Origin of the sequence: Microbacterium sp. NPDC089320 (assembly GCF_040684875.1) — a bacterium.
GTDB lineage: Bacteria > Actinomycetota > Actinomycetes > Actinomycetales > Microbacteriaceae > Microbacterium.
Map to the genome: position 1 here is coordinate 96645 of NZ_JBFBGY010000005.1, position 21856 is coordinate 118500.

A 21856-nucleotide genomic window follows, 5' to 3' on the forward strand; every position below is an offset into this window, starting at 1 on the left:
CGCTCGGCGCCACGATCGCTGAACCGAGGACGCTCAGCGCGGTCGCCACCACGACCCTGACGGTCGCCGTACCCACGGTCGTCGCGCTGCGGACGGTCGCTGCGATCATTGCGGTCGAAGCGAGGGCGCTCGGCGCCACGATCGCTGAACCGAGGACGCTCAGCGCGGTCGCCACCACGACCCTGACGGTCGCCGTACCCACGGTCGTCGCGCTGCGGACGATCGTTGCGGTCGAACCGCTGTCCGCCGCGCTCGTCACGGTAGGTGCCGGGGCCGGTCTGACGCTGTGCGCCGCGCTCGTCGAAACGAGGACGCTCGGAACCGCCGCGGTGCGGCGCCTCACGGCGACCCGACTCCGCACGGTTGCGGATGCCACGAGCCTCGTCGCGGCCCGCGCGCTCCTGCGACGACCAGCGCTGCTTGGGTGCGCCGCCCTCTTCCGCGGGACGGTAGCCGCGGTGGCCGGCGCTGCGGCTGCCCGGGCGACGGTCGAAACCGGCGGCCGGGGTGCGCCGCTCGCCGGCATCCGCGCGTCCGCCGCGAGCGTCTCGGGAATCGCGCGTGTCGCGAGCTCCGTCACGGCCGCCGGCGTGGCGGTCGTGGAACGAGGTCTTGTTCGCGCCGTAGCGCGGCTCGAAGTTGGCGGAGGGGCGTCCGCCGCGGGGCTTCTTGTTCTTGGGCATGGGTGTGTCCTTCTGAGTTCTCGCACGAGAACAGCGCCGCGCACACGCGCGAGCACCCAGCCGGATCGGATGCGATCGGGCGGGGTTCCGGACTGTCAGCGGCCGGGGCCATTCATGTGATGGTTGATTAGCGTCGATCGACGCTCACCATCGGCCCCTGGACTCACACTTCTTGCACAAAAACGTCCGCGACATGCGCGGGTGTCCGAAGCCGACAGATCGAGTCTACCGGTCGCACCTGAAAAACAGCCCAGCCCCATCGCGGACGCGGCTCGCCCTACGATGGCGAGGTGAACTCCGCATCCCCCACCGGCACCCAGGTGCATCTCCAGCTCGGCGACGTCAGCGCTCAGATCGCACAGGTGGGCGCGTCGCTGCGCGCCCTGCGCATCGGATCCGTCGACCTGATCGCGCCGTATCCGCTCGACTCGCCGACGCCGTCGTGCTCCGGCGTCGTGCTCACGCCCTGGCCGAACCGCGTGCGCGACGGGCGCTGGAACGACGAGGGGACCGAGCGCCAACTGGCGATCACCGAGCCGAAGTTCGCGAACGCGAGCCACGGACTCCTGCGCTTCACCGCCTACGGCATCGAGGAATCCGCGACGGCCGCCACGCTCAGCGCGACGGTCTTCCCGCAGACCGGCTACCCGTATCTGATCGAGACGAGCGTCACCTACGTGCTGCGCGCCGACGGGATCGACGTCACGCACGCGCTGACCAACCGGTCGGACACCCCGGCGCCCGTCGCCCTGGGAACGCATCCCTTCCTCACCATCGGCGATGTCGACCCCCACGATCTGCTGCTGCGCGTGCCGGCGCAGACGGCGATCGACACCGACGAGCGCATGCTGCCCACGGGTGCGCATCCGGCCGATGCGGCACTGCGCGACGGCGTACGAGTCGGCGATGTGAGCCTCGACACCGGATTCACCGACCTCGAGCGCGATCCCGATGGACTGGTGCGGCACTCTCTGACCGCACCGGACGGCCGCCGCCTCACCCTCTGGCAGGGCGCCGGTTTCGACTTCGTGCAGGTGTACACGACCGACAAGTACCCGGGGCAGTCGCTCGCGGTGGCCATCGAGCCCATGAGCGCCCCCGCCGATGCACTGAACAGCGGCATCGGTCTGCGACGCCTCGCTCCCGGCGAGACCTGGACCCTCGAGTGGGGCATCACTCTCGACTGAGACCTGCCGGGTCGACGCGTGCGCGACTCAGCACGAACGGCCGATGCCCGTCCGGAACAGGATTCCGGACGGGCATCGAGCGCGTTCCCACTGAGTCGTGGCCGACGAGAGGCTACTCGCCGCGCTCGCGCAGCTCTCGGCGCGTCAGCTGGTTCGCGTGCGGCAGAGCGAATTCCGAGTCGGTCGCACCTGCGCCCGCGCCGGCCAGCGCCAGATCACCCGACGGGCGAGGGCCCCCGGAGGGATCGGAATCGCCGTGCGGCGCAGCCCCGTCGTCGCCCGATCCCGCCTTGCGGGCGCGACGCCGTTCCTTCGCACCCTCCACCAGGTTGTAGAGCGTCGGCAGAACGATCAGGGTCAGCACGGTCGACGAGATGAGGCCGCCGATCACGACGATCGCGAGGGGCTGCGAGATGAAGCCGCCGTGCCCGGTGATGCCGAGCGCCATCGGGGTGAGCGCGAAGATCGTCGCCAGCGCCGTCATGAGGATCGGCCGCAGTCGCTTCTCGCCTCCGGCCCTCACCGCATCGACCGTGGACAGCCCCTTCTCGCGATACTGGTTGACCAGGTCGATGAGCACGATCGCGTTCGTCACCACGATGCCGATGAGCATCAGCACACCGATCAGCGAGGCGACGCCGAGCGGCACACCCGTGATGATCTGCAGCAGGATCGCACCCGTCGCGGCGAAGGGCACCGACACGAGCAGCAGCAGCGGCTGACGCAGCGACTTGAACGTGGCGACCATGACGACGTAGACGATCAGGATCGCGGCGAGCATCGCGAGTCCGAGCTGCGAGAACGAGTCGGCCTGCTGCGAGGCGACACCGCCCACCTCGGCCGACGCGCCGTCGGGCAGGTCGACCGCGGCGAGCGCCTCGGTGACCGACTGGGTGGCCACGGCGAGGTTGTCGGATGCCGGGGGCACGGTGATCGTCGCGGTGCGGCGGCCCTGCTCGGTGGTGATCGAGGTGGGGCCGTTGCGCTCTTCGACGGTCGCGATCTCCTGCAGCTGCACGACGCCGGTCGCGGTCGGGATGGCCAACTCGCGCAGCGCCTGCGCGCTGGTGGGCGGCTCGGGTGCGGCGAGGTAGATGGTCAGGGCGGTGTCGTCGATCTCGACTGTTCCGACCTGCTGCGGGCGCATCGTGTTCGAGACGATCGAGCCGACGGCCACCTCTGACAGACCACGCTGCGCGGCGGCCTCGCGGTCGACGACGACGGCCAGGTACGGCAGTGCGGCGGCGAGGTTGTCGGTGACCTGTCCGATGCCGTCTCGTCCGTCGAGCTCGTCGACGACGGCGGTGGTCGCGGTCTGCAGATCTTCGGAGTCGGATGCCGAGACGGTGATCTCGATGTCGCTCGAGCCGAGGCCCGCAGAGGCGGCGACCGTCACCTCGCCGACATCCGTGAGCCCGTCGATGGCGTCCTGCACGTCGGCGCGCAGCTTCTCCTGGTCGGCATCCGCATCGGTGAGCACCGAGTACGTCACACCGGCTCCGCCGGAGAACGCGTCACGCAGCGCCGAACCGCTGGATCCGATCGACGCCTGCACGTGGGTGATGCCGTCGATGTCGAGCAGTGCGTCCTCGACGGCGACCGCCGCCTCCGACTTGGTCTCCAGGCTCGCGGTCGGACCGAGGTCCTGCGTGACGGTCATGGTGTTCTGGCCCGAGTCGCTGAGAAAGTTGACCTTCATCAGCGGTGCGGCAGCGAGCGTCGCACCGAGCACGACCACCGCGAGGATCACGGTGAGACCGGAGTGCTTCAGGGTCCAGCCGAGGATCGGGCGGTAGCCCTTCTGCAGTCGGGTCGGCGGAGCATTCGGGTCCTCCGGGTCGATCTGGACGCCGTTCTCGTCGAGCAGCGGCTTGCCCGGGCGGAGGAACCAGTACGCCAGCACCGGGACGATCGTCAGCGACACCAGCAGCGATGCGACCATCGCGATCGACACCGTCATCGCGAACGGGCGGAACAGCTCGCCGACCATGTCGCCGACGAACACGATGGGCAGGAAGACCGCGACGGTGGTGATCGTCGACGACGTCACCGCCATCGCCACCTCGCGCACGGCGAGCCGGATGGCGTCGCCCTTGTCGGCGTCGCCCACGTAGTGCCGTTTGATGTTCTCGATCACGACGATCGAGTCGTCGACCACGCGGCCGATCGCGATCGTGAGCGCGCCGAGGGTGAGGACGTTCAGCGAGTAGCCGAACGCCTGCAGCCCGATGAAGGTGATCAGCACACTGGTGGGGATCGAGATCGCCGTGACGAGCGTCGAGCGGACCGACATCAGGAAGACCAGGATCACGAGCACGGCGAAGACGAGGCCGAGCATCCCCTCGGTGGCGAGGGTCTCGATCGACTGCTGGATGAACGGCGCCTGGTCGAAGATGATCGTGAACTGGGCGTCGGGGAAGGCTTCGCCGATCGTGTCGAGCGCGGCGATGACGCCCTGCGACACCTCGACGGTGTTGGCGGCCGGCAGCTTGGTGATCGAGATCGACAGGGCGTCCTCGCCGTCGACGCGCGAGATCGACGAGATGGGGTCGCTCTCCTGCACCACCGTGGCGACGTCGCCGATGGTCTCGCTGGTGCCGACGAGCGGAAGCGACGCGAGCTCGTCGACCGAGGTGATCTTCGCGCCGGTCTGCACCGTGAGCGTCTGCCCGTTCTCGGTGATGTCGCCGCCGGGGAACAGCGTGCCGTTCTGCTGCAGCGCGGTGGTGATCGCCTGCGTGCTCTGACCGATGGCCGCGAGAGCCGCGAGGTCGGGCGTGATCGTGATGCGCTGACCCACGCCGCCGATGATCTCTGCGGCGTTGACGCCGTCGACGTCTTCGAGCTCGGGGATCGCGACGCTCTGCAGCTCGGCCTGCGCGTTCTCGGCGTCCTCGAAACCGGTCACCGCGACCTGGATCACCGGGAAGTCGTCGATCGACACCGTCAGCACCTGCGGGCTCACGTCTTCGGGGAGCTCACCCGAGATGCGGTTGATCGCCTGCTGGATCTTCTGCTCGGCGGTCGCCAGGTTGGTGCCGTAGGCGAAGGTGGCCTGCACGATGGAGGCGTTCGTCGTGCTGGTCGCGGTCGTGCCCTCGAGGCCGGGAACACCCTGGATCGCCGACTCGATGGGCGTCGACACATCGTTCTCGACGACCTCGGGCGAGGCCCCCGGATAGGTCGTCATGACCATCAGGTTGGGCAGCTCGAGCGACGGGATGAGCTCCTGCTTGAGGTTCGTCAGAGCGAGCCCGCCGAACACGGCCGCGACGATCGTGATCAACGCGATCAGGGCGCGGTTCTTCAGACTCAGGACGGCGAGGTTCGACAAGGCGGATTCTCTCTCTGCGGATCAGTCGGATGCTGCGGCGGTCGGTGCGGAGGTGGACGCCTGAGGAGTGAGGATCCCGGCGAGGGCGTCTCGGATGAGCTCTTCGTCGAGCGGCTCGTCGTGGATCTGAGAGTGCCAGAGTACGCCGTCGATGAAGACGGCTGCGGCCCGCGCTCGGTCGACTCCGTGAACCGGCGCGATGAAGCCCACGATCTCGTCGGACCACAGTCGCGCGAACTGCCGGACGCGCGGATCGTGCACGGCGGCGGTGACGACGGCGCGATCGGCCTGGACGGCGCGCGCGTCTTCGAGACCGCGGTGCACCAGCCGAGCGAGGCCCTCAGGCGTCACCCCCTCGATCACGACCGCCTGTCGCGTCGCGTCGATGCGTGCCTCGATCTCGGCGGCCAGCGCGCCGATCGCCGCCTCGCGCAGATCGTCGAGCGTGGCGAAGTACTGCGTCGTCGAGCCCAGGGGCACACCGGCGCGAGCGGCGACCTTGCGATGGGTGAGCGCGTCGACGCCGATCTCGACGATCAGCTCAGCGGCCGCGGTGATGATCTCGCGTCGGCGCGCTTCGGGATCACGGCGGCGACGCGTGCCATCGCTCATCCTGACCCCCAGCGCGATCATCCCTGTACGGGCGTACATGTACTTTTGTACATTCTGCATCCCGAACCTGGGGGTTCGCCCGGCGAGACGGGTGAAGGTCGACCCGCCCGCTACTCGATCTGGCCTCGCTCGAAGTACGCGACGAGATCGGCGTCCAGTGGCGGCACGGCGATCGCCGAGCCCTCACCGCGCAGGGACTCGGTGGCCAGGATCCCGGCCGCCACCGCCTCTCGCGCGGCAACCGGCGACGTCTCGGTGAGCCCGCCGTCACGCACGAAGCGCAGGAACTCGGCCACCAGCAGTGCATCCGCGCCGTCGTGCCCGGCATCCGCCGCCTCGGGAACGATGAAGGTCTCGTCGGCGTCCGCCGCCCCGCGGTGGCGCCGGTTCCAGAGCCTCACCTCACTGCCGGCGGTGTCGCCGACGTTCTCGATGCGCCCCTCGGTGCCGATCACGGTGTAGTTGCGCCAGTAGTCGGGCGTGAAGTGGCACTGCTGGTACGAGGCGAGGATCCCGCCCGAGAGACGCATGTTCACCATCGAGATGTCCTCGACGTCGACCACGGGATTCAGACCCGTGAGCGAGGCCGGCGGCCAGTTGTCGACGCTGAACCAGTCGGGCATCCGCTCTCCGGTGCGTTCTCGCCGGTCGGTGATGCCGCCGTAGACGCTGAGCTCACCCATGGCGGCGACCTGCTCGGTGTAGGCGCCGGCGAGCCAGTGGATGATGTCGATGTCGTGCGCACCCTTCTGCAGCAGCAGCCCCGTCGTGCGACGCCGGTCGGCATGCCAGTCCTTGAAGTAGTAGTCGCCGCCGTGCCCCACGAAGTGACGCACCCAGACCGCCCTGACATCGCCGATGCGGCCGTCCTGGATGAGCTCGCGCATCAGGGTGATGACGGGCATGTGGCGCATGTTGTGCCCGATGTACAGCCGGCTGCCGGTGCGGCGTGCCGTCTCGAGCATGGCGTCGGCATCGGCGAGCTCGATCGCGAGCGGCTTCTCGCAGAACACCGCGACGCCGGCCTCGAGAGCGCGGATGCTGAGGGCCGCGTGCGTGTCGTCGGGCGTGAGCACCATGACGGCGTCCACCCCCGAGGCGAGCAGCTCGTCGAGCGAGTCGGTCACGAGAGCGTCGGGGAGCAGACGTCTTGCGTCATCGCGTGCCCGCTCCGACGGGTCGCATACGGCGGTGATGCGAGAGCCCTCCCCCGGTCGATGCACCTCTTCGCGGAGAGTGGCGCGCGCGCCGAAGCCGATGATTCCGATGGTGAGATCCACGGTGGTCCTTCTGAGAGTCGAGGTGTGCGCGTCGACGACGACGTCAGCGCGAGTGAGGGGTGGGAGCGTCGAGGTCGGTCGACGCGCCGGGGAAAAGCGACCACGGGAACTCGTGCAGCTGCCCCGCGGAGTCGTCTGCGGCGAGCGCACGATCGACGATGATGCGCGCCTGCCTGTCGTAGAAGTCGGTCGGGCCCACGGTCGTCAGCGTCGGGGCGATCAGCTGCGCGTCCGGGGTGTTGCCCACGCCGATCACGGCGACGTCGTGCGGCACCCGGAGTCCGAGCATGTGCGCGGCATTGATCGCGGCGATGGCCGCGAAGTCGGTGGTCGCATAGATCGCACGCGGCCGGTCTTCTGTCGACAGCATCCGCACGGCCGCGGCGAACGCGCTGGCCTGCCCCTCGGTGTAGGTGACCGTCCAGGCGGGGTTCGCCTCGAGCCCCGCGGCTGCCATCTTCTCGACGTACGGCGTGTATCGCGTGGTCTGCGTGGGTGCCAGGCGCACCGCACCCTCGGCGGCCAGGCACCCGATCGCCGTGTGGCGCTCGAGCAGGTGATCCATCGCGATCTCGCACCCCGGGATCGCGTCCGAGCGCACCACGTCGAAGCCGGCGGGGTCGAGGTGCTCCGAGAACACGACGAGTCGCTGGCCGCGCTGCACGAGGTCGGCGAGCTTGCGCTCGGCATCCGCGTCGATTCCCACTCCGTCGAGATAGGCCACGTCGCTCTCGACCCGGTCGAGCGCGGCATGCCAGTCGCCGTCGGCGAGGATGAGGGTCGTGAGGCCGTGCCTGTTCGCCTCGACGTTCACGGCATCCGCCACCGCCAACGACCACGGGTCGCTGAGCATGTGCAGCGAGAGCTGCACCATGCCACTGCGACCCGTGCGGATCGTGCGAGCCGCGACGTTGGGCCGGTAGTTGAGCTCGTCGGCTGCTGCGAGCACCCGCGCGGCGGTGGCCTCGGCGACGCCCGAGCCGGATGCCGCGCCCGAGCGCCCCGAGAACACATACGACACCGTGGCGGTCGACACACCTGCGCGCTCGGCCACCATCCGGAGGGTCGGACGCCGCGAGGTCGTCGACTGCTGCCTGCGCTCTGCCATCGGTCAGCCCTTCGATCCGCTGAAGGCGATGCCCTGGATGAACTGCCGCTGCAGGATCATGAAGGTGACCAGCATCGGCAGCGTCGCGAGCAGCGCTCCTGCCATCAGCACCGGGTAGTCGGTGCCGTGGATGCCCACCAGCTGCGAGAGTCCGACGGACAGCGGCATCCTGGCGGGGTCGGTCGTCACGATCAACGGCCAGAGCAGATCGTTCCAGGACCACAGCACAGTGAACACCACGAGAGCGATGATGCCAGGCTTCGCGAGCGGAACCATGATCCGCCAGAAGGTCTGCCACGGATTCGCCCCGTCGATGCGCGCCGCCTCCTCGAGCTCTGCGGGCATCGACATGAAGAACTGACGCATCAGGAACGTGCCGAACGCGCTGAAGATCCCCGGCACGATCAGCGCCTGCAGGGTGTTGAGCCAGCCGAGCGACTGGATGATCTCGTACTGCGGCAGGAGGTAGAGCTGCGAGGGCACCATGAGCACCGAGAGGAACACGACGAACAGCGCGTTGCGTCCGGGGAACGGGATGCGCGCGAACGCGTAGCCCGCCATGGTGCAGAGCACGACCTGGCCGACGGTACGCCCGATCGTGAGCAGCACCGAGTTGGCGAACATCTGCGCGAAGGGCATCGAGTCGAAGACCTCGGCGAAGTTCGTGAACACCCACTCCCGCGGCAGCAGGCTCGGCGGCACCTGCACCGAGTCGGACAGCGTCTTGAACGAGGTCAGCAGCTGCCAGATGAACGGGAAGACCATCAGGATCGCGCCGACGAGCAGCACGACGTGCACGATCCAGATCGCGCGGTTGCGCGGCATGCCGGGGCGACCCGTCGAGCGAGCGGCGGAGGCGCCGACGACGGCGCGCGTGTCGAGCGAGACGTCACTCATAGTGCACCCACTGCTTCTGCAGACGGAACTGCACGACCGTGAGCACGAGAATGATCACGAGCAGGAGGAACGCCACGGCGGCGGCATACCCCCGGTCGTTGTCGAGGAACCCCGCTTCGTAGAACAGGTAGACGACCGTGCGGGTGTTGGGCATGGCCGGGTTGCTGCGGCCCAGCATCATGTAGATGAGGTCGAAGACCTGCAGCGCACCGATCACGCTGATGACGCTGACGAAGAAGATCGACGGCGACAGCAGGGGGATCGTGATCGAGAAGAACTTGCGCACCGGACCGGCCCCGTCGAGGTCGGCGGCCTCCATGATCGTGTCGGGGATGCCCTGGAGACCGGCGAGGAAGATCACGATGTTGGTGCCGAGTCCGGCCCAGATACCGACGACCGCGATCGCGACGAGCGCCGTGTTCGGATCCGTGAGCCAGCTGCGCCCCTCGATGCCGACCGAACCGAGGGCGGCGTTGAGCACCCCGTAGTCGCCGTTGTAGATCATGCGCCACACGAGCGCGATCGCGGCGGGCATCGTCACGACGGGAATGAAGTAGAGCGTGCGATAGGCGCTGCGTCCCCTGAGCCCGGCGGTGTTCAGCAGAGCGGCGATGCCGACGGCGAGAGGGATGCCGATGAGGGCGATGACCGTGTAGATCGCGGTGTTGCGCAGTGCGCCGATCAGCTCAGGATCCTGGAACAGGCGGGCGTAGTTCTCGATGCCCACCCACTCGGCGCCTCCGAAGGGTCCCGACTTGGTGAACGAGATGATGAGGGTGCGCACGGTCGGCCACAGGTAGAAGACGGCGATGCCGAGGGCGGTGGGTCCGATGAAGACCAGAGCCCACCAGGGCGAGGCGCCGGGGGTACGCCTGCGGCGACGGATGCCGGGGCGGGGCGCCTCCGGCATCCGCTCTGCCTGCACGCGCGTGGGTGACGCGACGACGGTCATGTTCCGTCACTCCTGCTCGGCATCGAGCGCTGTCTGCATCTGCGCGGCCAGATCCTTCAGACCCGCTTCGGGGGCGACGGCGCCCGACCAGACCTGAGACAGGACCTCGCTCTCGATGCTCGTCCACGCGGACGTGTTCCTCGAGACGGGGTAGGGAACCGCGGTGTCGAGGGCGTCGATGTAGACCTGCAGGTCGTACTGCGGGAGAGCATCGACCCAGGCCTGCTGGGTGCCGTTGAATGCCGGGATCACGGTGCCCGTCTCCGCCTGGATCTCTGCGGCCTGCTCTCCACTCGCGAAGGCGGCGAACGCCGTGGCCTCGGCGACATGGGGGCTCTTCGCGTTGGCGACGTTGCCCACGCCGTGGATCACGCTCTGGTTGCCCTCGGGCCCCGCGGGCAGCGGCGCGACGTTCACCGTGTCGGCGATGTCGGCGTTGTCTCCGTAGGCGATGGCCGCCCACGAGCCGTTCTGGAACATCGCCACCTTGCCCGAGAGGAAGAGATCCTCGGGGTTGGTGTCGGTCATCTGCTGCGCGGTCGGCGACGAACCCGCCTCGATCAGATCGGTCCAGAGCTCGATGCCGGCGAGCGCCTCCGGCGATCCGTATCCGCTCTCGGTGCCGTCTGCCGAGATGACCTCGCCACCGGCCTGCGCGATCGAGTTGTAGAAGTTCTCCTGCCCGTACTGGCTGGCCGCCACGCCGAACTGGCCCGTGGCGGGGTCGGTGAGAGCAGCGGCCGCGGCTGTGAAGTCCTCCCAGGTCCATCCGGCGGCGGGGTACTCGACACCTGCCGCGTCGAAGAGCACCTTGTTGTACCAGAGCCCCACGGTGTCGAAGTCCTTCGGGGCCCCGTAGAGCTTTCCGTCGAAGGTGTAGAGGTCGACGAGACCCTGCGGGTAGTCCGCCTCATCGATTCCGGCGTCGTCGAGGGGCGCGAGCTGTCCGTTCGCGGCGTAGAGCTGGAAGTTCGGGCCGTTCATCCAGAACACGTCGGCTGCGGATCCTCCGGTGGCCGCGGTCTGCAGCTTGGTGAAGTACTCCTTGTACGGGGTCACCTGGATGTCGATCGTGACGTTCGGGTTCTCCTTCTCGAACGCCGCCGCGATGTCTTCCATGGCGGGCTTCTGGTTCTCATCCCAGATGGCATAGCTGAGGGTGACATCTCCGTCGGAGGAGCTCTCACCCCCGGTCGACGACGAGCACGCGCTGAGCGCGAGGACGGCTGCCGCTGAGGCGGCGAGTGCGCCGAGGGCGCGACGGGAGGTGCGGGACATCGGTGTCTCCTTTGACGGGTTCGGGTCGATCAGGGCCGGAGCGGTACAGGCGCGCATCGTGTTAAACGATTAGCAGTTAAACGATTAGCAAGGAGAATAGCCCGCCGCGGACGGTCCGCGCAAGCACTCGTCCGTCCGCGGTCGCGCGGCGTCCCGGCGTCGCGGGTCGACGTGTCGCGTCCCTCCGAGCGTCGCCGGTTCAGAGCGCGGAGCCGAGCGCGAGCCCGAGGCCCGCGGCGAGGAGCCCGAGAAGCAGCATCCCGACCGCGTTCACAGCGGATGCCGTGCGCTCGCCGTTCCCCCACAGCGCGACGGTGTCGAGCATGGCGGTGCTGAAGGTCGTGTATCCACCGAGCAGACCGGCTCCGAGCACGAACGCCTCAGACGGCAGCGCCGCGGTCAGGAGACCCAGTGCGAACGATCCGGTGAGATTGATCACGAGGATGCCGAAGGGAAAGCGCCGACCCGCGATCTTCGAGACACCGAGGTCGACGACGTAGCGGAGCACGGCCCCAAGCCCTCCGGCGAGCGCGGCCGCGACGAACAGCAGCGGGTTCACGACTCGCCCCCCGCCGGGGACGTCGCCGGCCGCGGTCGCGGCCGCCCGAGCCGCAGGCCCGCGGCGGCGGCAGTGAGCCCGAGGATCAGGCTTCCGCCCGCGTAGACGACGGCGAGCACGGGAGCCTCGCCCCAGAGCGCGACCGTTCCGGTCATGAACGCGCTGTAGGTGGTGAATCCGCCGAGCACGCCCGTGCCGAGCAGCAGCCTGCGCTCGGAGGTGGCGGGCAGACGTGCGGCGAGGACGCCGATCAGCAGCGATCCGAGCACGTTCACCATGAGTGTGGCGACGGGCAGGCCTCCGGCATCCGGCATCGCCAGCCCCATCGCGAGCCGTGCGGCCGTGCCGATGGTGCCGCCGACGAACACGAGGAGCAGGCGGCGGAGGGTCACGCGGCAACTCTAGCCGCGCCGGTGCGGAGGCTCCCCTCGAATGTCAACCCGGTGGGCGAAGGCGGCCGACGGGCGAAGACTGTGGCCATGAACCCACTGTGGAAGCTCGACCGGACCCCGCCCCTCGGCACACCGTTCGATCCCGGCGCACGGCACGACGTGATCATCGTCGGCGCAGGTCTCACCGGCCTCAGCACCGCGGTCATGCTCACACGTGCAGGGCTCGACGTCGCCGTGGTCGAGGCCGGATCCGTCGCCGAGCTCGCGACCGGCGGCAACACCGGCAAGCTCACGCTTCTGCAGGGCAAGCGGCTCGCCGAGATCCGCAGACACCACTCGGCGGCGCTGGCGCAGGCGTATGTCGAGGGCAATCGCGAGGGGATGGACTGGCTGGTCGCTTTCGCCGATCATGCCGGGGTCAGCTACGAACGACGGACCGACCACTCATACGCGCAGGACGCCGGTGGCGTCGACTCGGTGCGCGAGGTGCACGAGGCGGCACGAGAAGCGGGCCTCGACACCAGGATGCTCACGGGAGGGGAGCTCGCTGATACGGCCTTCCCCGCTGCCGGAGCCGTGGCGCTCGACGACCAGGTGACCATCGATCCGGCGCTCGTGACCCACGCGCTCGCGGACGAGCTGCTCGCCGCCGGCGGAACCCTGCACACGGGAGTCCGGGTCACGGCGACGCATGCACTGCCCGATCCGCGCGTCGAGACGCCGCTCGGACCGCTCTTCGCCGATCACATCGTGATCGCGACCGGGTACCCGATCCTCGACCGCGGACTCTACTTCGCCAAGATGCACGCCTTCCGGTCATACTGCGTCTCGTTCCGGCTGCCCGGGGGCGTGCCCGACAGCACGTTCATCTCGGTGGACAGCCCCACGCGGTCCATCCGCCCGGTGTCCGACGCCGACGGCCCCGGCGGCCCCGCGCGCCTCGTCGTGGGCGGCAACGGCCACGCGGTCGGACGCTCCGACGGCGAGACGGCCGCGGTCGACGACCTGGTCGAGTGGACGAGGAAGTACTTCCCCGACGCCGAAGAGACCCACCGCTGGTCGGCGCAGGACTATCAGTCGAACAATCAGATCCCCTTCGTCGGCGCCATGCCGAGGGGACTCGGTCGCATCCGCTTCGCGACGGGCTACGCGAAGTGGGGGCTGTCGAACGCGCCCGCCGCCGCCCTGCGTCTCACGGCAGAGATCCTGGGCGCCAGCCGGCACGACCGACCGTCATGGATGGTCAAGATCGGCACGAGGCTCACTGTGCCGGCCGACCTGGCCCGCGGGGCGATCGAGGGCGCCAAGGTCGCCGCCGCGGCCACGACCGGATGGGTCGACGCCGAGCGCCGTCCCGTTCCGGTGCCGAAACCTGCTGAGGGCGAGGGCGTGGTCGCGAACCGCGGCGGCCGGCCGGTGGGCATCTCGACGGTCGATGGAGTGACGCGCGCGGTCTCGGCCGTCTGCCCGCACCTCGGAGGGGTGCTCGACTGGAACGACGCCGAGTGCACCTGGGACTGCCCCCTGCATGCCTCCCGGTTCACGGCCGAGGGCACGCGGATCGAGGGACCGGCGCTCAGCGACCTGAAGCCGCTGCCCCGCAGGATCGGCGGCTGAGGCTCAGCCCGCCGTCGGCGCTCCGGCCCCCGGCGGCGGGGCGTCCCACCCCTGCTGCGGCTCGTCGCAGGTCTCGCGGAACACGTACTGCGATGCGAGCTTGCGCTGGTGGCTCGACCAGTCGATGGCCGGGCGGCGCTGCTCGGGCGGCAGGTAGCCGAGGCGGTAGACGGCCATGAGCTCGAGGTCGTCGGGCACGTGCAGCAGGTCGATGATCTCCTCCCAGCGACCGGGCACCTCCATCGGGAACGAGATGAACTGGATGCCCATGCCGAGCTCGACCGTCGTGAGCCAGACGTTCTCCATCGCCGCGCCCATGCTGAACACCGAGTAGAACGACGACAGCTGTCCGGGTCGGTACTCGCTGCGGTCGAGCATCACGCCGAGCAGCAGCGGTGAGCCCGCCACGAGCTTGTGGTTCTCCTCGCCGAGGGTCTTGGGCACCCCGAACGTGTTCATGAGCTTCTGACCGCGCTTGGTGAACACTTGGCTCGTGAACGGGCGGAGCGCCGCGGGGAGCTTGTCGAACAGCATCCCGCTGCGCTTCTCCTCCATCTCGGCCTGACTGAAGCGGAAGTACGGCTTGTAGCGCTCGAAGAACGTGCCGTTCGACATCGCCTCGGTCATGCTGTCGCCCGAGATGCGCGCGATCCTGTCGATCGTGTCGCGGTTCTCGATCACCACGAACCGCCACGGCTGGCTGTTCAGCTGCGACGGCGCCCGGCCTGCGGCCTCGAGCAGGATGCGCTGATGCTCCTCCGACACGGGGTCGGGCAGGAACGGCCCGTTCGTGGTCTTGCGGCGTCGGATGGCGTCGAGCAGTTCCATGCGTTCACTTCCGGTCGGTGGCGAGGCGCGAGCAGACGAAGCCCGCGACGATGAAGGGGGCTGCGGCGAGCGCGACCAGCGGATGCCGTCGGCTGTGCGTGCCGAGGTAGGGGATCGCGGCGAGCGGCGCGGCGGCCGGGGCGAGGGCCAGGGCGGCACGTCGACTCGCACGCCTCGGCCGACCCCAGAGGATGGCCGAGAACGCGGCGGCGGACGTCGCACACGTGGCGATGTAGATCGCGTGGTGCAGCCAGCGGAAGCTGCTGGTGTCGATGAGTCTCGCGGCGACCGCCGAGCCGAGGGCGACGTTCGCGGTGTAGGCGACGGCCGCCGCCGCGAACAGCGGCGCTGCATCCGTGCGTCTGCGTCGGTGGCCCATGCCTTGACCCTACGCCCACCCCGGCATCCGGTCTCGGCCTTGATCCGGCGTCCGGTTCTGTGCAACACCCCCCGCTTTCGAATCGCGCACTTTGCAGTTTTCGACCCGAATCTTCTGCAAGGTGCGCGATTCGAAGGGGTGGTGGGGGCTACAGGTTGCCCTCCGCGTAGATGCGGAGCGCGTCGCGGACGAACTCCGCGCCGTGCGTGCCACCCGCGGACGTCGCGTAGTTCGCGCCGAAGCGCGGGTCGGCGACATACATCTCTCCGAGTCCGATGACGTAGGCCCTGACGTCGCCGCCGGGCGCCGCTGCGGGAGTCCCCGGGATGCCGGTCAGCCACTCGACGTGGCGGCGGGCGACGTCCTGAGCCTCGGCGGATGCCGGGTCGATGCCGCTCTCGGCGGCGGCGATCCAGTCGCGACCGAGGTCGGAGACGCGCTGCTGCCAGTCGACGCGTTCGGCGTCGGTCATCCCGCGCCACCAGCGGTCGCTGTCGGCGTAGGCCGCGCGACCCCAACGCTGCTCGACCTCCTCCTTGTAGCGGGTGTGATCGAAACCGTCGAACATGTTCTCTGCCATGAGTTCTTCACCTCCTCTCAATGCCTCGATGGTGCTCTCGACCGACGCGATCTGCCGCGCCAGCCGGTTCTGCTCCTCGCGCAGCAGCTCGAGGTGCGTCTCGAGCGCTGATCGCTCGCTCTGCCGCCGGGTCGCCGGGTCGAGCACGTCGGCGATCTGCGGCAGACCGAGCCCGAGTTCACGCAGCAGAAGGATGCGCTGCAGGCGCAGGAGCGCCGCCTCGTCGTAGTGGCGATAGCCGTTGTGCGCGATGCGCGAGGGCGGGAGCAGGCCGACGTCGTCATAGTGACGCAGCGTTCTGCTCGTGGTCCCCGCGAGACGTGCGATGTCCTGGATGGACCATTCGCGACCGGCCATGGCGTCCTCCTTCCGTGGGTCCGTTCGTCGATCACTCCACGGTAGAAGTTGACGCTGCGTCAAGGTCAAGACCAACCCCGAGCGTTGGCATTCTGCAGACGAACGAGATGATCCCTATACCGACATCGTTCGCGAAGATCACCAACGGTGCGCTCTCGTTCCACGCGGTGTCGGGAGCCTCGTTGCTGGTGTCTCTCTCACGTCAATCACGACCCGGCCGCGATGCGGTGAGCGACGCGCTGGCAAGCCCCCACCATACCCAGCACCGTGGGTCGCTCCGGTGGGTGGGTGCGGCTGCCCCCAAGAGGGCTAAAGGAGCGCGACACTCATCCGCGTGTGGGCGTTCGTCGTTCACTCACTGCACCGCTCGGCGCTGTGCAGCCGCATACACCTGGTGACCCGATCACACCAGGCCGACGACGCTCTGTTCTCCTTCCCGGGCACGTAGTTGTCTCCTAAGTACTGCCACACAGAGAAGGGGAAAACTCATGAAGATCGCGAAGAACCGGTCTGGTACGTCGCAAGGACGGCGCCGGCGAGCTTGGATCAGCATGCTGTCCGCGGCGCTGCTTCTCGGGGGCGTTCTTGGCAGCGCCGCCCCAGCGAACGCAGTCCTTACGGGAGATATCTGCGAGTTCGCGGTGATCATCGCAGTCCGCGGCACCAACGCACCCGCGGGCACCGGCTCGGTACATAGCGGACGCCTCTACAACAGCGGAGGATATGGGGCTGAACTTGACCAGATCCCGATCCACGCGGCTGCGGCGTGGCCCGCCTACTATGTCAAGGGGTTGAACTATCCGGCGGGTGGCGCAAACTACCCGGTGAGTGTTGCAAGTGGGATGAACACTCTCGTCCAGGAGCTCAACTGGCTTGCAAACCAGTGCGGACAATACGGGCCCACGGTCTTCCTCATGGGGCACTCCCAGGGTGGCGATGTGGTTCTGAACGCGTTTGCCAATCCTTCCCTTTCTGCCAAAGCAAGGCAGTCGATCAGAGGCATCGCGGTCTTCGGGGATCCCTCTTACGCGAGGAACCAGCCCATCAATGCGGCAGGTTCACAGAACGGATCATCGGGCTTGTTCTCGCGCAACCAAACAGCTCTCAACACGCTCAACGGATTCAAATACTGGGGGTACCCACCCAACTCCAACACGGTGGGCTACCAACAGCAGATCCGTTCGTATTGCTTCGAGGGAGATGCCTACTGCGATTCCACCAATCCTGGTGGGCAGACGGCGCTCAACATTCACAATTCGTACGAAGCCAACAACAAGGTCATTGAGGCCTTCCGATGGTTCGAGTACCTGACGACCGACTTCAATTAGGATCGGGCTCATGGTCGACAGTGCCCCCCGCCCGCTCCGTACTGCCCTTCTATGGGTCCTGGAGCTCGCCATCGCAACGGCGGCGTGGGGCACTGTCTGGCTCCGCCAACTCGAAGCACCGGGGTGTGGTCAGACCTGCGACGGCACACTGCTCTACGCCACTATTGATGGCTTCTTTTGGGTGTGTGTCGTGATCGTCGCGTCCTCAGGAGTGATATCGCTGCTCTTTGCACGGCAGCGTTCAATGTCCTTCGTCCCTGTGACGGGGATTGTCTTGATAGTGATCGGTGCGATTGTCGCGCACGGTCTGTGCAGCCAGGCGATGGCCCCGTAATCCGCAGCCCAGGCGAGATCAGCCGCCATACAACTTCAGCAGGGCTATCAGTCGGCCCAGCTCGCTCGCATCGGGATCAAGCGCCACCAGCAGGCGCACGAACGTTTCTAGCTTCGCTTGACTGATCTGCCCTCGTAGACCCGATCGTTCTAAACGCCCGTACGTCGGGACCGCGAGCCCAGCGCGCAGAGCTATCGCTTCCTGCGACATCCCCCGGGAAGATCGGGCCGCGTAGAGCCAGAATGAAACGGCTTCCACCGGTGATGCCACCGCCAATTTCTCGCTCATGAAGAGACTCCGTTGTCAGAATCGCTGCATCACTAGCCCCGCCCAGCCCTGCACGAGGAGGATGTCGACGATCCAGGGAGCGTGCGATTCAAACTAGGTCCAATACCATAATCAATCAAGCAATTGGAGTAGCGACATGCTCAGAAGATTCCGGAATTCCGGAACGGCAGAGTTCCGGCGCTCCGGTCATGATTCGCGCCGCCCATCAGAGGTTCGCGGCAGACGGCGCCAACGGCGACACGAACCTGTCACGCGGTGCGACCCCCCACAACAGCGACACGACGCGGCGCAACACAGCCCAACGCGGCACCAGACGGTAACGAACGACCAGAACGCGTCCAGACGACAACAAGCGCGACCAGAACACGCTCTTGACAAGATCGAGATATATCGTGTTACTCTCTCCAGACACGATATATCGTGTTCCCTCAACACAGGAGAAGCAGACATGACCGAGAAGTGGCTCATCGCCCCCGGCGAAGAACGCGTCATCGACATCGAGAACGTCACCCGGCTGAAGATCGGTCTGGTCGGCGGTCAGGTCGATGTCATCGCGCACGACGAACCGGGCATCCGCATCGAGGTGCACGGCGTCACGACCAAGGACCTCCGCATCGAGGCGAGCAACGGCGAGGTCGAGATCGACCACCCGCAGCTCGGCTGGGACAACTTCCTCGAGGTGTTCCGCAACTTCGGCTCGGGCGGCCCCAAGGCCGAGGTGAGCGTCGCCGTTCCCCGCTCGATCGCCCTCAACCTCGGCGTCGTGAGTGCGGGCGCGCTCATCTCGGGCATCCGCAACGACGCCCGGCTCAACACCGTCTCGGGCGACCTCATCGTCGACACCCTCATCGGCGACCTCACGGTCAACTCCGTGTCGGGCGACGTGCAGGTGCGCGGGCTCACGGGCTCGATCAGCGCGAACAGCGTCTCGGGAGACGTCGCCGTCACCGGCACCATCCGTCGCGCGACCGTCGACATCGTCTCGGGGTCGACCCTCGTCGACGCCGCGGGCGATGTGAACACCATCAACGTCAACTCGGTCTCGGGCGGCACCACGGTCCGCCTCGACGAGTCGCTCGCCGCGAACTACGTCATCCGCTCGCTGAGCGGGAGACTGCTGATCGACGGCACCGAACGCGGGTCCTCGGGCATCAACAACTACACGGGCTCGACGGGCGAGCTCGCCGGACGCTTCGTCGACCTGCGGGCGAACTCCGTCTCTGGTGGCGTCACCGTGCTGCGCCGCTCGCCCGCGTCGATCGAGAACGACTCCGAATGGGAGGAAGCATGAGCCCCGCAGTCTTCTCGCACGGTGACCTCAGGCTCTACCTGCTCTCGCTGCTGTCCGAGGCGCCGCAGCACGGCTATGGGATCATCCAGGCGCTGACAGACCGAACGGGCGGCACGTACACGCCGAGCGCGGGCACCATCTACCCGCGGCTCGCGAAGCTGGAGGAAGAGGGTCTGGTCACCAAGACGGTCGACGGCCGCACCACGATCTATGCGATCACGGATGCCGGACGCGCCGAACTCGAGTCCCGCGAGGGCGATCTCGCCGGAATCGAGGCAGGCCTGACCGACTCGGTGCGACTGATCGCGAACGAGGTGCGACAGAGCGTGAAGGAGGCCATGAAGAGCCTGCGCGCCGATCTCGCCACGGCCGAGAAGGACGACCGCGCCGCATCGAAGTCCCGCCCCCGCACCGCAGGCGACGATGAGCGCATCGTCAGCCGGGAGGAGCTGCACCGGGCGGATGCCGTCATCAACGCCTTCCGTGCGCGCGTGCGCACCGACCTGCGCACCCATGTGGCAAAGGGCGGCACCCTGCCGGCATCCGTCGTCTCGCAGCTGGAGGACGGGCTGGACGCCGCAGCCCGAGGGATCACGTCCGCACTCTCGTCGCTCGGCCGCTGACACAGCCGCCGCAAACGACCGAAGCCCCTCCCGTCACCTGACGGGGGGGCTTCGGTCATTTGGAGGACGGGGGCTACTCGGTCCAGATCTCGGGCTGCTCGTCGGGCACCGGCTCCTGCAGCGGCACGACGAGCACCGACCTGTGCTGGCGGTGCGCGAGGCGGGCGGCGACGGACCCGGTGAAGAACTCGCGGATCGACTCGCCGATGCCGCGCTTGCGGGTGCCGACGACGATCAGCTGGGCATCGAGCTTGTTCGCCAGCTGCTTGATCGCGAGCGCGGGATCGCCGACGAGCTGGCGCGCCGTCCACGTGAGGCCCGTGCCGTCGAGGGCGGCGGTCGCCTCGGCCTGCACAGCCTCGAACTCGGCGGTGCCGGCATCGAAGTTGATGTCGATGGGCGCCGAGTGCACATACCCGTCGGGGTCTTCATAGGTGACGAATCGCGTGACGTCGACGTGCGCGACCACCAGCGGCACGCGAAGAAGCCGGGCGAATCGCGCCGCTTCGTCGATCACCCGCTGGGGCTGTCCGGGCTGGATGCCGACGATCACGGCCTTCTGCAATGTCGCGTTCTGCGCGGCCTCGTCGGAGGGCGTCGAGGTGTTGTCGGTCATGAGGATCGCTCCCTTCACCAGCTGCCAACGGGCCAGTGCGGTCTGGCCGCGTGCTATTCTGAATGCTACTCTTACCGGCCCTCAGCCGGTGTCGTGAATGACTCGGGCCAGTCGTTGCCCGCAGCTTAACTCGTGAGGGGGTCTCAGGCATGGGCCGTGGCCGTCAAAAGGCGAAACACACCAAGATCGCCCGCGAACTGAAGTCGTTCAGTCCGTCGGTGAACTACTCGGCGCTCGAGCGCGAACTCGCGCACCCGAGCGACGCTGAAGACGCATACGTCGACAAGTGGGCCGACGAGTATGCAGACGAAGACGAGGACGAACTCGAAAAGGCCTGACTGCCCTTTCCTTCGTCATCGACTCCCCCGTGCGACGCACGGGGGTTTCGTCGTGCCCGAACAATCCCGGTATCCCGCGACGTCACCTCGGGCTGGCTCCCGAACTCGGCGCGACCGAGCTGAAAGAATGCCCTCATGGCCCACGTCGTCGCACTGTACCGGCATCCGATCAAGGGCTTCACGGCCGAGTCCGTCGACTCCCTCACCGTGCAGGCTGACGGGAGGATCGCCGGCGATCGCGTGCTGGCCTTCCGCTTCGCCGACGCGACCACGCCGGAAGACCGCGACGGCCTCGACTACTGGTCCAAGTCGAAGGGCCTCTCGCTGCAGGACTTCCCGGCCCTGGCCGCGCTGCGCACCGACTATGACGACGAGCGACAGCGGGTGCGGATCGAACACGCCGGCTCGATCCTCGTGGAGGAAGGACTCGACGCGGCCGGACGGATCGAACTGGCCGACGCCGTGACCGACTTCGTGCTCGGCACTGCCGAGGGCCGGCGCCTTCAGCGCCCCGGACGGCTGCCACTGGTGCTCGTCGGCGACGGGGTGACGTCGCGATTCCAGGACCGAGCACGCGGCTATGTCTCCGTGCACACCCGTAGCAGTGTGAGCGCGCTGGGCGACGCCCTCGGCATGGACGTCGACGACCGCCGCTTCCGCTCGAACGTCGTCGTCGGCGACGCCGCCGCCTGGTCAGAGCTCGACTGGACCGGTCAGGTGACCGTCGGAGACATCGCGTTCGACACCGCGGGCCCGATCGTGCGCTGCCTGGCGACGCACGCGAATCCCGACACCGGGGTGCGCGACGCCACGGTGCTGAAGACGCTCACGTCGTCGTTCGCTCAGGACGAGCCCACCCTCGGCCGGCTGCTTCTTCCCCCGCAGGACCCTGCCGACGGGTCGGCGGCATGGACCGGCGGCACGATCAGTGTCGGCGACGAGGTGCGAGTGGGCTGACCGGCCCCGGAGTCCGCGCGGATCCACCGGCGTGGATC

At 68.0% G+C, this 21856-nt stretch carries 21 protein-coding genes and 1 pseudogene; 7 read left to right on the forward strand and 15 right to left on the reverse strand.

Annotated features, from left to right (window positions below; all coding sequences use genetic code 11):
* Window positions 1-683 (reverse strand): annotated as a pseudogene (locus AB0N61_RS14505) (ATP-dependent helicase); the annotation flags it as partial.
* A gap of 290 nt (window positions 684-973) precedes the next feature.
* Here AB0N61_RS14505 and AB0N61_RS14510 point away from each other — a divergent pair.
* Window positions 974-1870 carry an aldose 1-epimerase family protein gene (locus tag AB0N61_RS14510; RefSeq protein ID WP_363365053.1) on the forward strand — a complete coding sequence of 299 codons (897 nt, stop codon included), beginning with the start codon at window positions 974-976 and terminating at the stop codon, window positions 1868-1870.
* A 112-nt stretch (window positions 1871-1982) separates the two neighbouring features.
* Here AB0N61_RS14510 and AB0N61_RS14515 read toward each other — a convergent pair whose 3' ends face one another.
* From AB0N61_RS14515 to AB0N61_RS14555, 9 genes are all read right to left on the reverse strand, one after another.
* Window positions 1983-5204: an efflux RND transporter permease subunit gene (locus AB0N61_RS14515; protein ID WP_363365054.1), complete on the reverse strand. Its 3222-nt coding sequence runs from the start codon at window positions 5202-5204 to the stop codon at window positions 1983-1985.
* A 21-nt stretch (window positions 5205-5225) separates the two neighbouring features.
* On the reverse strand, window positions 5226-5876 hold the full coding sequence (locus tag AB0N61_RS14520) for a TetR family transcriptional regulator (protein ID WP_363365056.1): 651 nt from the start codon (window positions 5874-5876) through the stop codon (window positions 5226-5228).
* Window positions 5877-5926: 50 nt separating this feature from the next.
* Entirely contained in the window at window positions 5927-7096 is a 1170-nt protein-coding gene (locus tag AB0N61_RS14525) for a Gfo/Idh/MocA family oxidoreductase (protein ID WP_363365057.1), read from the reverse strand.
* Window positions 7097-7139: 43 nt separating this feature from the next.
* On the reverse strand, window positions 7140-8204 hold the full coding sequence (locus AB0N61_RS14530; RefSeq protein ID WP_363365058.1) for a LacI family DNA-binding transcriptional regulator: 1065 nt from the start codon (window positions 8202-8204) through the stop codon (window positions 7140-7142).
* A gap of 3 nt (window positions 8205-8207) precedes the next feature.
* Entirely contained in the window at window positions 8208-9101 is an 894-nt protein-coding gene (locus AB0N61_RS14535; RefSeq protein ID WP_363365059.1) for a carbohydrate ABC transporter permease, read from the reverse strand.
* Complete coding sequence (locus AB0N61_RS14540) at window positions 9094-10053, reverse strand: sugar ABC transporter permease (RefSeq protein WP_363365060.1); 960 nt, start codon at window positions 10051-10053, stop codon at window positions 9094-9096. Before AB0N61_RS14540 ends, AB0N61_RS14535 begins: the two co-directional genes overlap by 8 nt.
* Before the next feature lie 6 nt (window positions 10054-10059).
* Window positions 10060-11331, reverse strand: coding sequence for a sugar ABC transporter substrate-binding protein (locus AB0N61_RS14545; protein WP_363365061.1), 1272 nt, complete (start codon window positions 11329-11331; stop codon window positions 10060-10062).
* Between the two features lie 199 nt (window positions 11332-11530).
* Window positions 11531-11890: a CrcB family protein gene (locus AB0N61_RS14550; RefSeq protein WP_363365062.1), complete on the reverse strand. Its 360-nt coding sequence runs from the start codon at window positions 11888-11890 to the stop codon at window positions 11531-11533.
* Window positions 11887-12282: a CrcB family protein gene (locus AB0N61_RS14555; RefSeq protein WP_363365063.1), complete on the reverse strand. Its 396-nt coding sequence runs from the start codon at window positions 12280-12282 to the stop codon at window positions 11887-11889. Before AB0N61_RS14555 ends, AB0N61_RS14550 begins: the two co-directional genes overlap by 4 nt.
* Before the next feature lie 87 nt (window positions 12283-12369).
* On the opposite strand from AB0N61_RS14555, the gene AB0N61_RS14560 reads away from it, so the two are divergent.
* On the forward strand, window positions 12370-13899 hold the full coding sequence (locus AB0N61_RS14560; RefSeq protein ID WP_363365064.1) for an FAD-dependent oxidoreductase: 1530 nt from the start codon (window positions 12370-12372) through the stop codon (window positions 13897-13899).
* A 3-nt stretch (window positions 13900-13902) separates the two neighbouring features.
* On the opposite strand, the gene AB0N61_RS14565 is transcribed toward AB0N61_RS14560, so the two are convergent.
* From AB0N61_RS14565 to AB0N61_RS14575, 3 genes are all read right to left on the reverse strand, one after another.
* Window positions 13903-14727: a nitroreductase family protein gene (locus AB0N61_RS14565; RefSeq protein WP_167945288.1), complete on the reverse strand. Its 825-nt coding sequence runs from the start codon at window positions 14725-14727 to the stop codon at window positions 13903-13905.
* A 4-nt stretch (window positions 14728-14731) separates the two neighbouring features.
* On the reverse strand, window positions 14732-15106 hold the full coding sequence (locus AB0N61_RS14570; RefSeq protein WP_363365065.1) for a hypothetical protein: 375 nt from the start codon (window positions 15104-15106) through the stop codon (window positions 14732-14734).
* A gap of 148 nt (window positions 15107-15254) precedes the next feature.
* Entirely contained in the window at window positions 15255-16043 is a 789-nt protein-coding gene (locus tag AB0N61_RS14575; protein ID WP_363365066.1) for a MerR family transcriptional regulator, read from the reverse strand.
* A 488-nt stretch (window positions 16044-16531) separates the two neighbouring features.
* On the opposite strand from AB0N61_RS14575, the gene AB0N61_RS14580 reads away from it, so the two are divergent.
* Window positions 16532-17371 (forward strand): cutinase family protein, encoded by an 840-nt coding sequence (locus AB0N61_RS14580; RefSeq protein ID WP_167945285.1) that lies wholly within the window; start codon window positions 16532-16534, stop codon window positions 17369-17371.
* A gap of 352 nt (window positions 17372-17723) precedes the next feature.
* On the opposite strand, the gene AB0N61_RS14585 is transcribed toward AB0N61_RS14580, so the two are convergent.
* Window positions 17724-17993, reverse strand: coding sequence for a helix-turn-helix transcriptional regulator (locus AB0N61_RS14585; protein ID WP_167945284.1), 270 nt, complete (start codon window positions 17991-17993; stop codon window positions 17724-17726).
* Between the two features lie 448 nt (window positions 17994-18441).
* Between AB0N61_RS14585 and AB0N61_RS14590 the strand changes: the two genes are divergently transcribed.
* Window positions 18442-19284 (forward strand): DUF4097 family beta strand repeat-containing protein, encoded by an 843-nt coding sequence (locus AB0N61_RS14590; protein WP_363365067.1) that lies wholly within the window; start codon window positions 18442-18444, stop codon window positions 19282-19284.
* On the forward strand, window positions 19281-19907 hold the full coding sequence (locus tag AB0N61_RS14595; protein WP_363365068.1) for a PadR family transcriptional regulator: 627 nt from the start codon (window positions 19281-19283) through the stop codon (window positions 19905-19907). The genes AB0N61_RS14590 and AB0N61_RS14595 overlap by 4 nt, the downstream gene beginning before the upstream one ends.
* Window positions 19908-19980: 73 nt before the next feature.
* On the opposite strand, the gene AB0N61_RS14600 is transcribed toward AB0N61_RS14595, so the two are convergent.
* The gene (locus AB0N61_RS14600; protein ID WP_167946770.1) at window positions 19981-20523 is read right to left on the reverse strand and encodes a universal stress protein; all 543 of its coding nucleotides are present in this window, start codon (window positions 20521-20523) and stop codon (window positions 19981-19983) included.
* Window positions 20524-20672: 149 nt separating this feature from the next.
* On the opposite strand from AB0N61_RS14600, the gene AB0N61_RS14605 reads away from it, so the two are divergent.
* Window positions 20673-20861, forward strand: a complete 189-nt coding sequence (locus AB0N61_RS14605; RefSeq protein ID WP_042537993.1) for a DUF3073 domain-containing protein — start codon at window positions 20673-20675, stop codon at window positions 20859-20861.
* 135 nt (window positions 20862-20996) lie between these two features.
* Window positions 20997-21818, forward strand: coding sequence for an MOSC N-terminal beta barrel domain-containing protein (locus tag AB0N61_RS14610; RefSeq protein ID WP_363365069.1), 822 nt, complete (start codon window positions 20997-20999; stop codon window positions 21816-21818).
* The last annotated feature ends 38 nt before the right edge of the window (window positions 21819-21856 follow it).

Excerpts from the sequence above, each read along its gene's own strand:
- AB0N61_RS14520 (WP_363365056.1), bottom strand. The coding sequence starts at position 5,876 with ATGCAGAATGTACAAAAGTACATGTACGCCCGTACAGGGATGATCGCG.
- AB0N61_RS14530 (WP_363365058.1), bottom strand. The coding sequence starts at position 8,204 with ATGGCAGAGCGCAGGCAGCAGTCGACGACCTCGCGGCGTCCGACCCTC.
- AB0N61_RS14535 (WP_363365059.1), bottom strand. The coding sequence starts at position 9,101 with ATGAGTGACGTCTCGCTCGACACGCGCGCCGTCGTCGGCGCCTCCGCC.
- AB0N61_RS14540 (WP_363365060.1), bottom strand. The coding sequence starts at position 10,053 with ATGACCGTCGTCGCGTCACCCACGCGCGTGCAGGCAGAGCGGATGCCG.
- AB0N61_RS14545 (WP_363365061.1), bottom strand. The coding sequence starts at position 11,331 with ATGTCCCGCACCTCCCGTCGCGCCCTCGGCGCACTCGCCGCCTCAGCG.
- AB0N61_RS14560 (WP_363365064.1), top strand. The coding sequence starts at position 12,370 with ATGAACCCACTGTGGAAGCTCGACCGGACCCCGCCCCTCGGCACACCG.
- AB0N61_RS14565 (WP_167945288.1), bottom strand. The coding sequence starts at position 14,727 with ATGGAACTGCTCGACGCCATCCGACGCCGCAAGACCACGAACGGGCCG.
- AB0N61_RS14570 (WP_363365065.1), bottom strand. The coding sequence starts at position 15,106 with ATGGGCCACCGACGCAGACGCACGGATGCAGCGCCGCTGTTCGCGGCG.
- AB0N61_RS14575 (WP_363365066.1), bottom strand. The coding sequence starts at position 16,043 with ATGGCCGGTCGCGAATGGTCCATCCAGGACATCGCACGTCTCGCGGGG.
- AB0N61_RS14580 (WP_167945285.1), top strand. The coding sequence starts at position 16,532 with ATGAAGATCGCGAAGAACCGGTCTGGTACGTCGCAAGGACGGCGCCGG.
- AB0N61_RS14585 (WP_167945284.1), bottom strand. The coding sequence starts at position 17,993 with ATGAGCGAGAAATTGGCGGTGGCATCACCGGTGGAAGCCGTTTCATTC.
- AB0N61_RS14590 (WP_363365067.1), top strand. The coding sequence starts at position 18,442 with ATGACCGAGAAGTGGCTCATCGCCCCCGGCGAAGAACGCGTCATCGAC.
- AB0N61_RS14595 (WP_363365068.1), top strand. The coding sequence starts at position 19,281 with ATGAGCCCCGCAGTCTTCTCGCACGGTGACCTCAGGCTCTACCTGCTC.
- AB0N61_RS14600 (WP_167946770.1), bottom strand. The coding sequence starts at position 20,523 with ATGACCGACAACACCTCGACGCCCTCCGACGAGGCCGCGCAGAACGCG.
- AB0N61_RS14605 (WP_042537993.1), top strand. The coding sequence starts at position 20,673 with ATGGGCCGTGGCCGTCAAAAGGCGAAACACACCAAGATCGCCCGCGAA.
- AB0N61_RS14610 (WP_363365069.1), top strand. The coding sequence starts at position 20,997 with ATGGCCCACGTCGTCGCACTGTACCGGCATCCGATCAAGGGCTTCACG.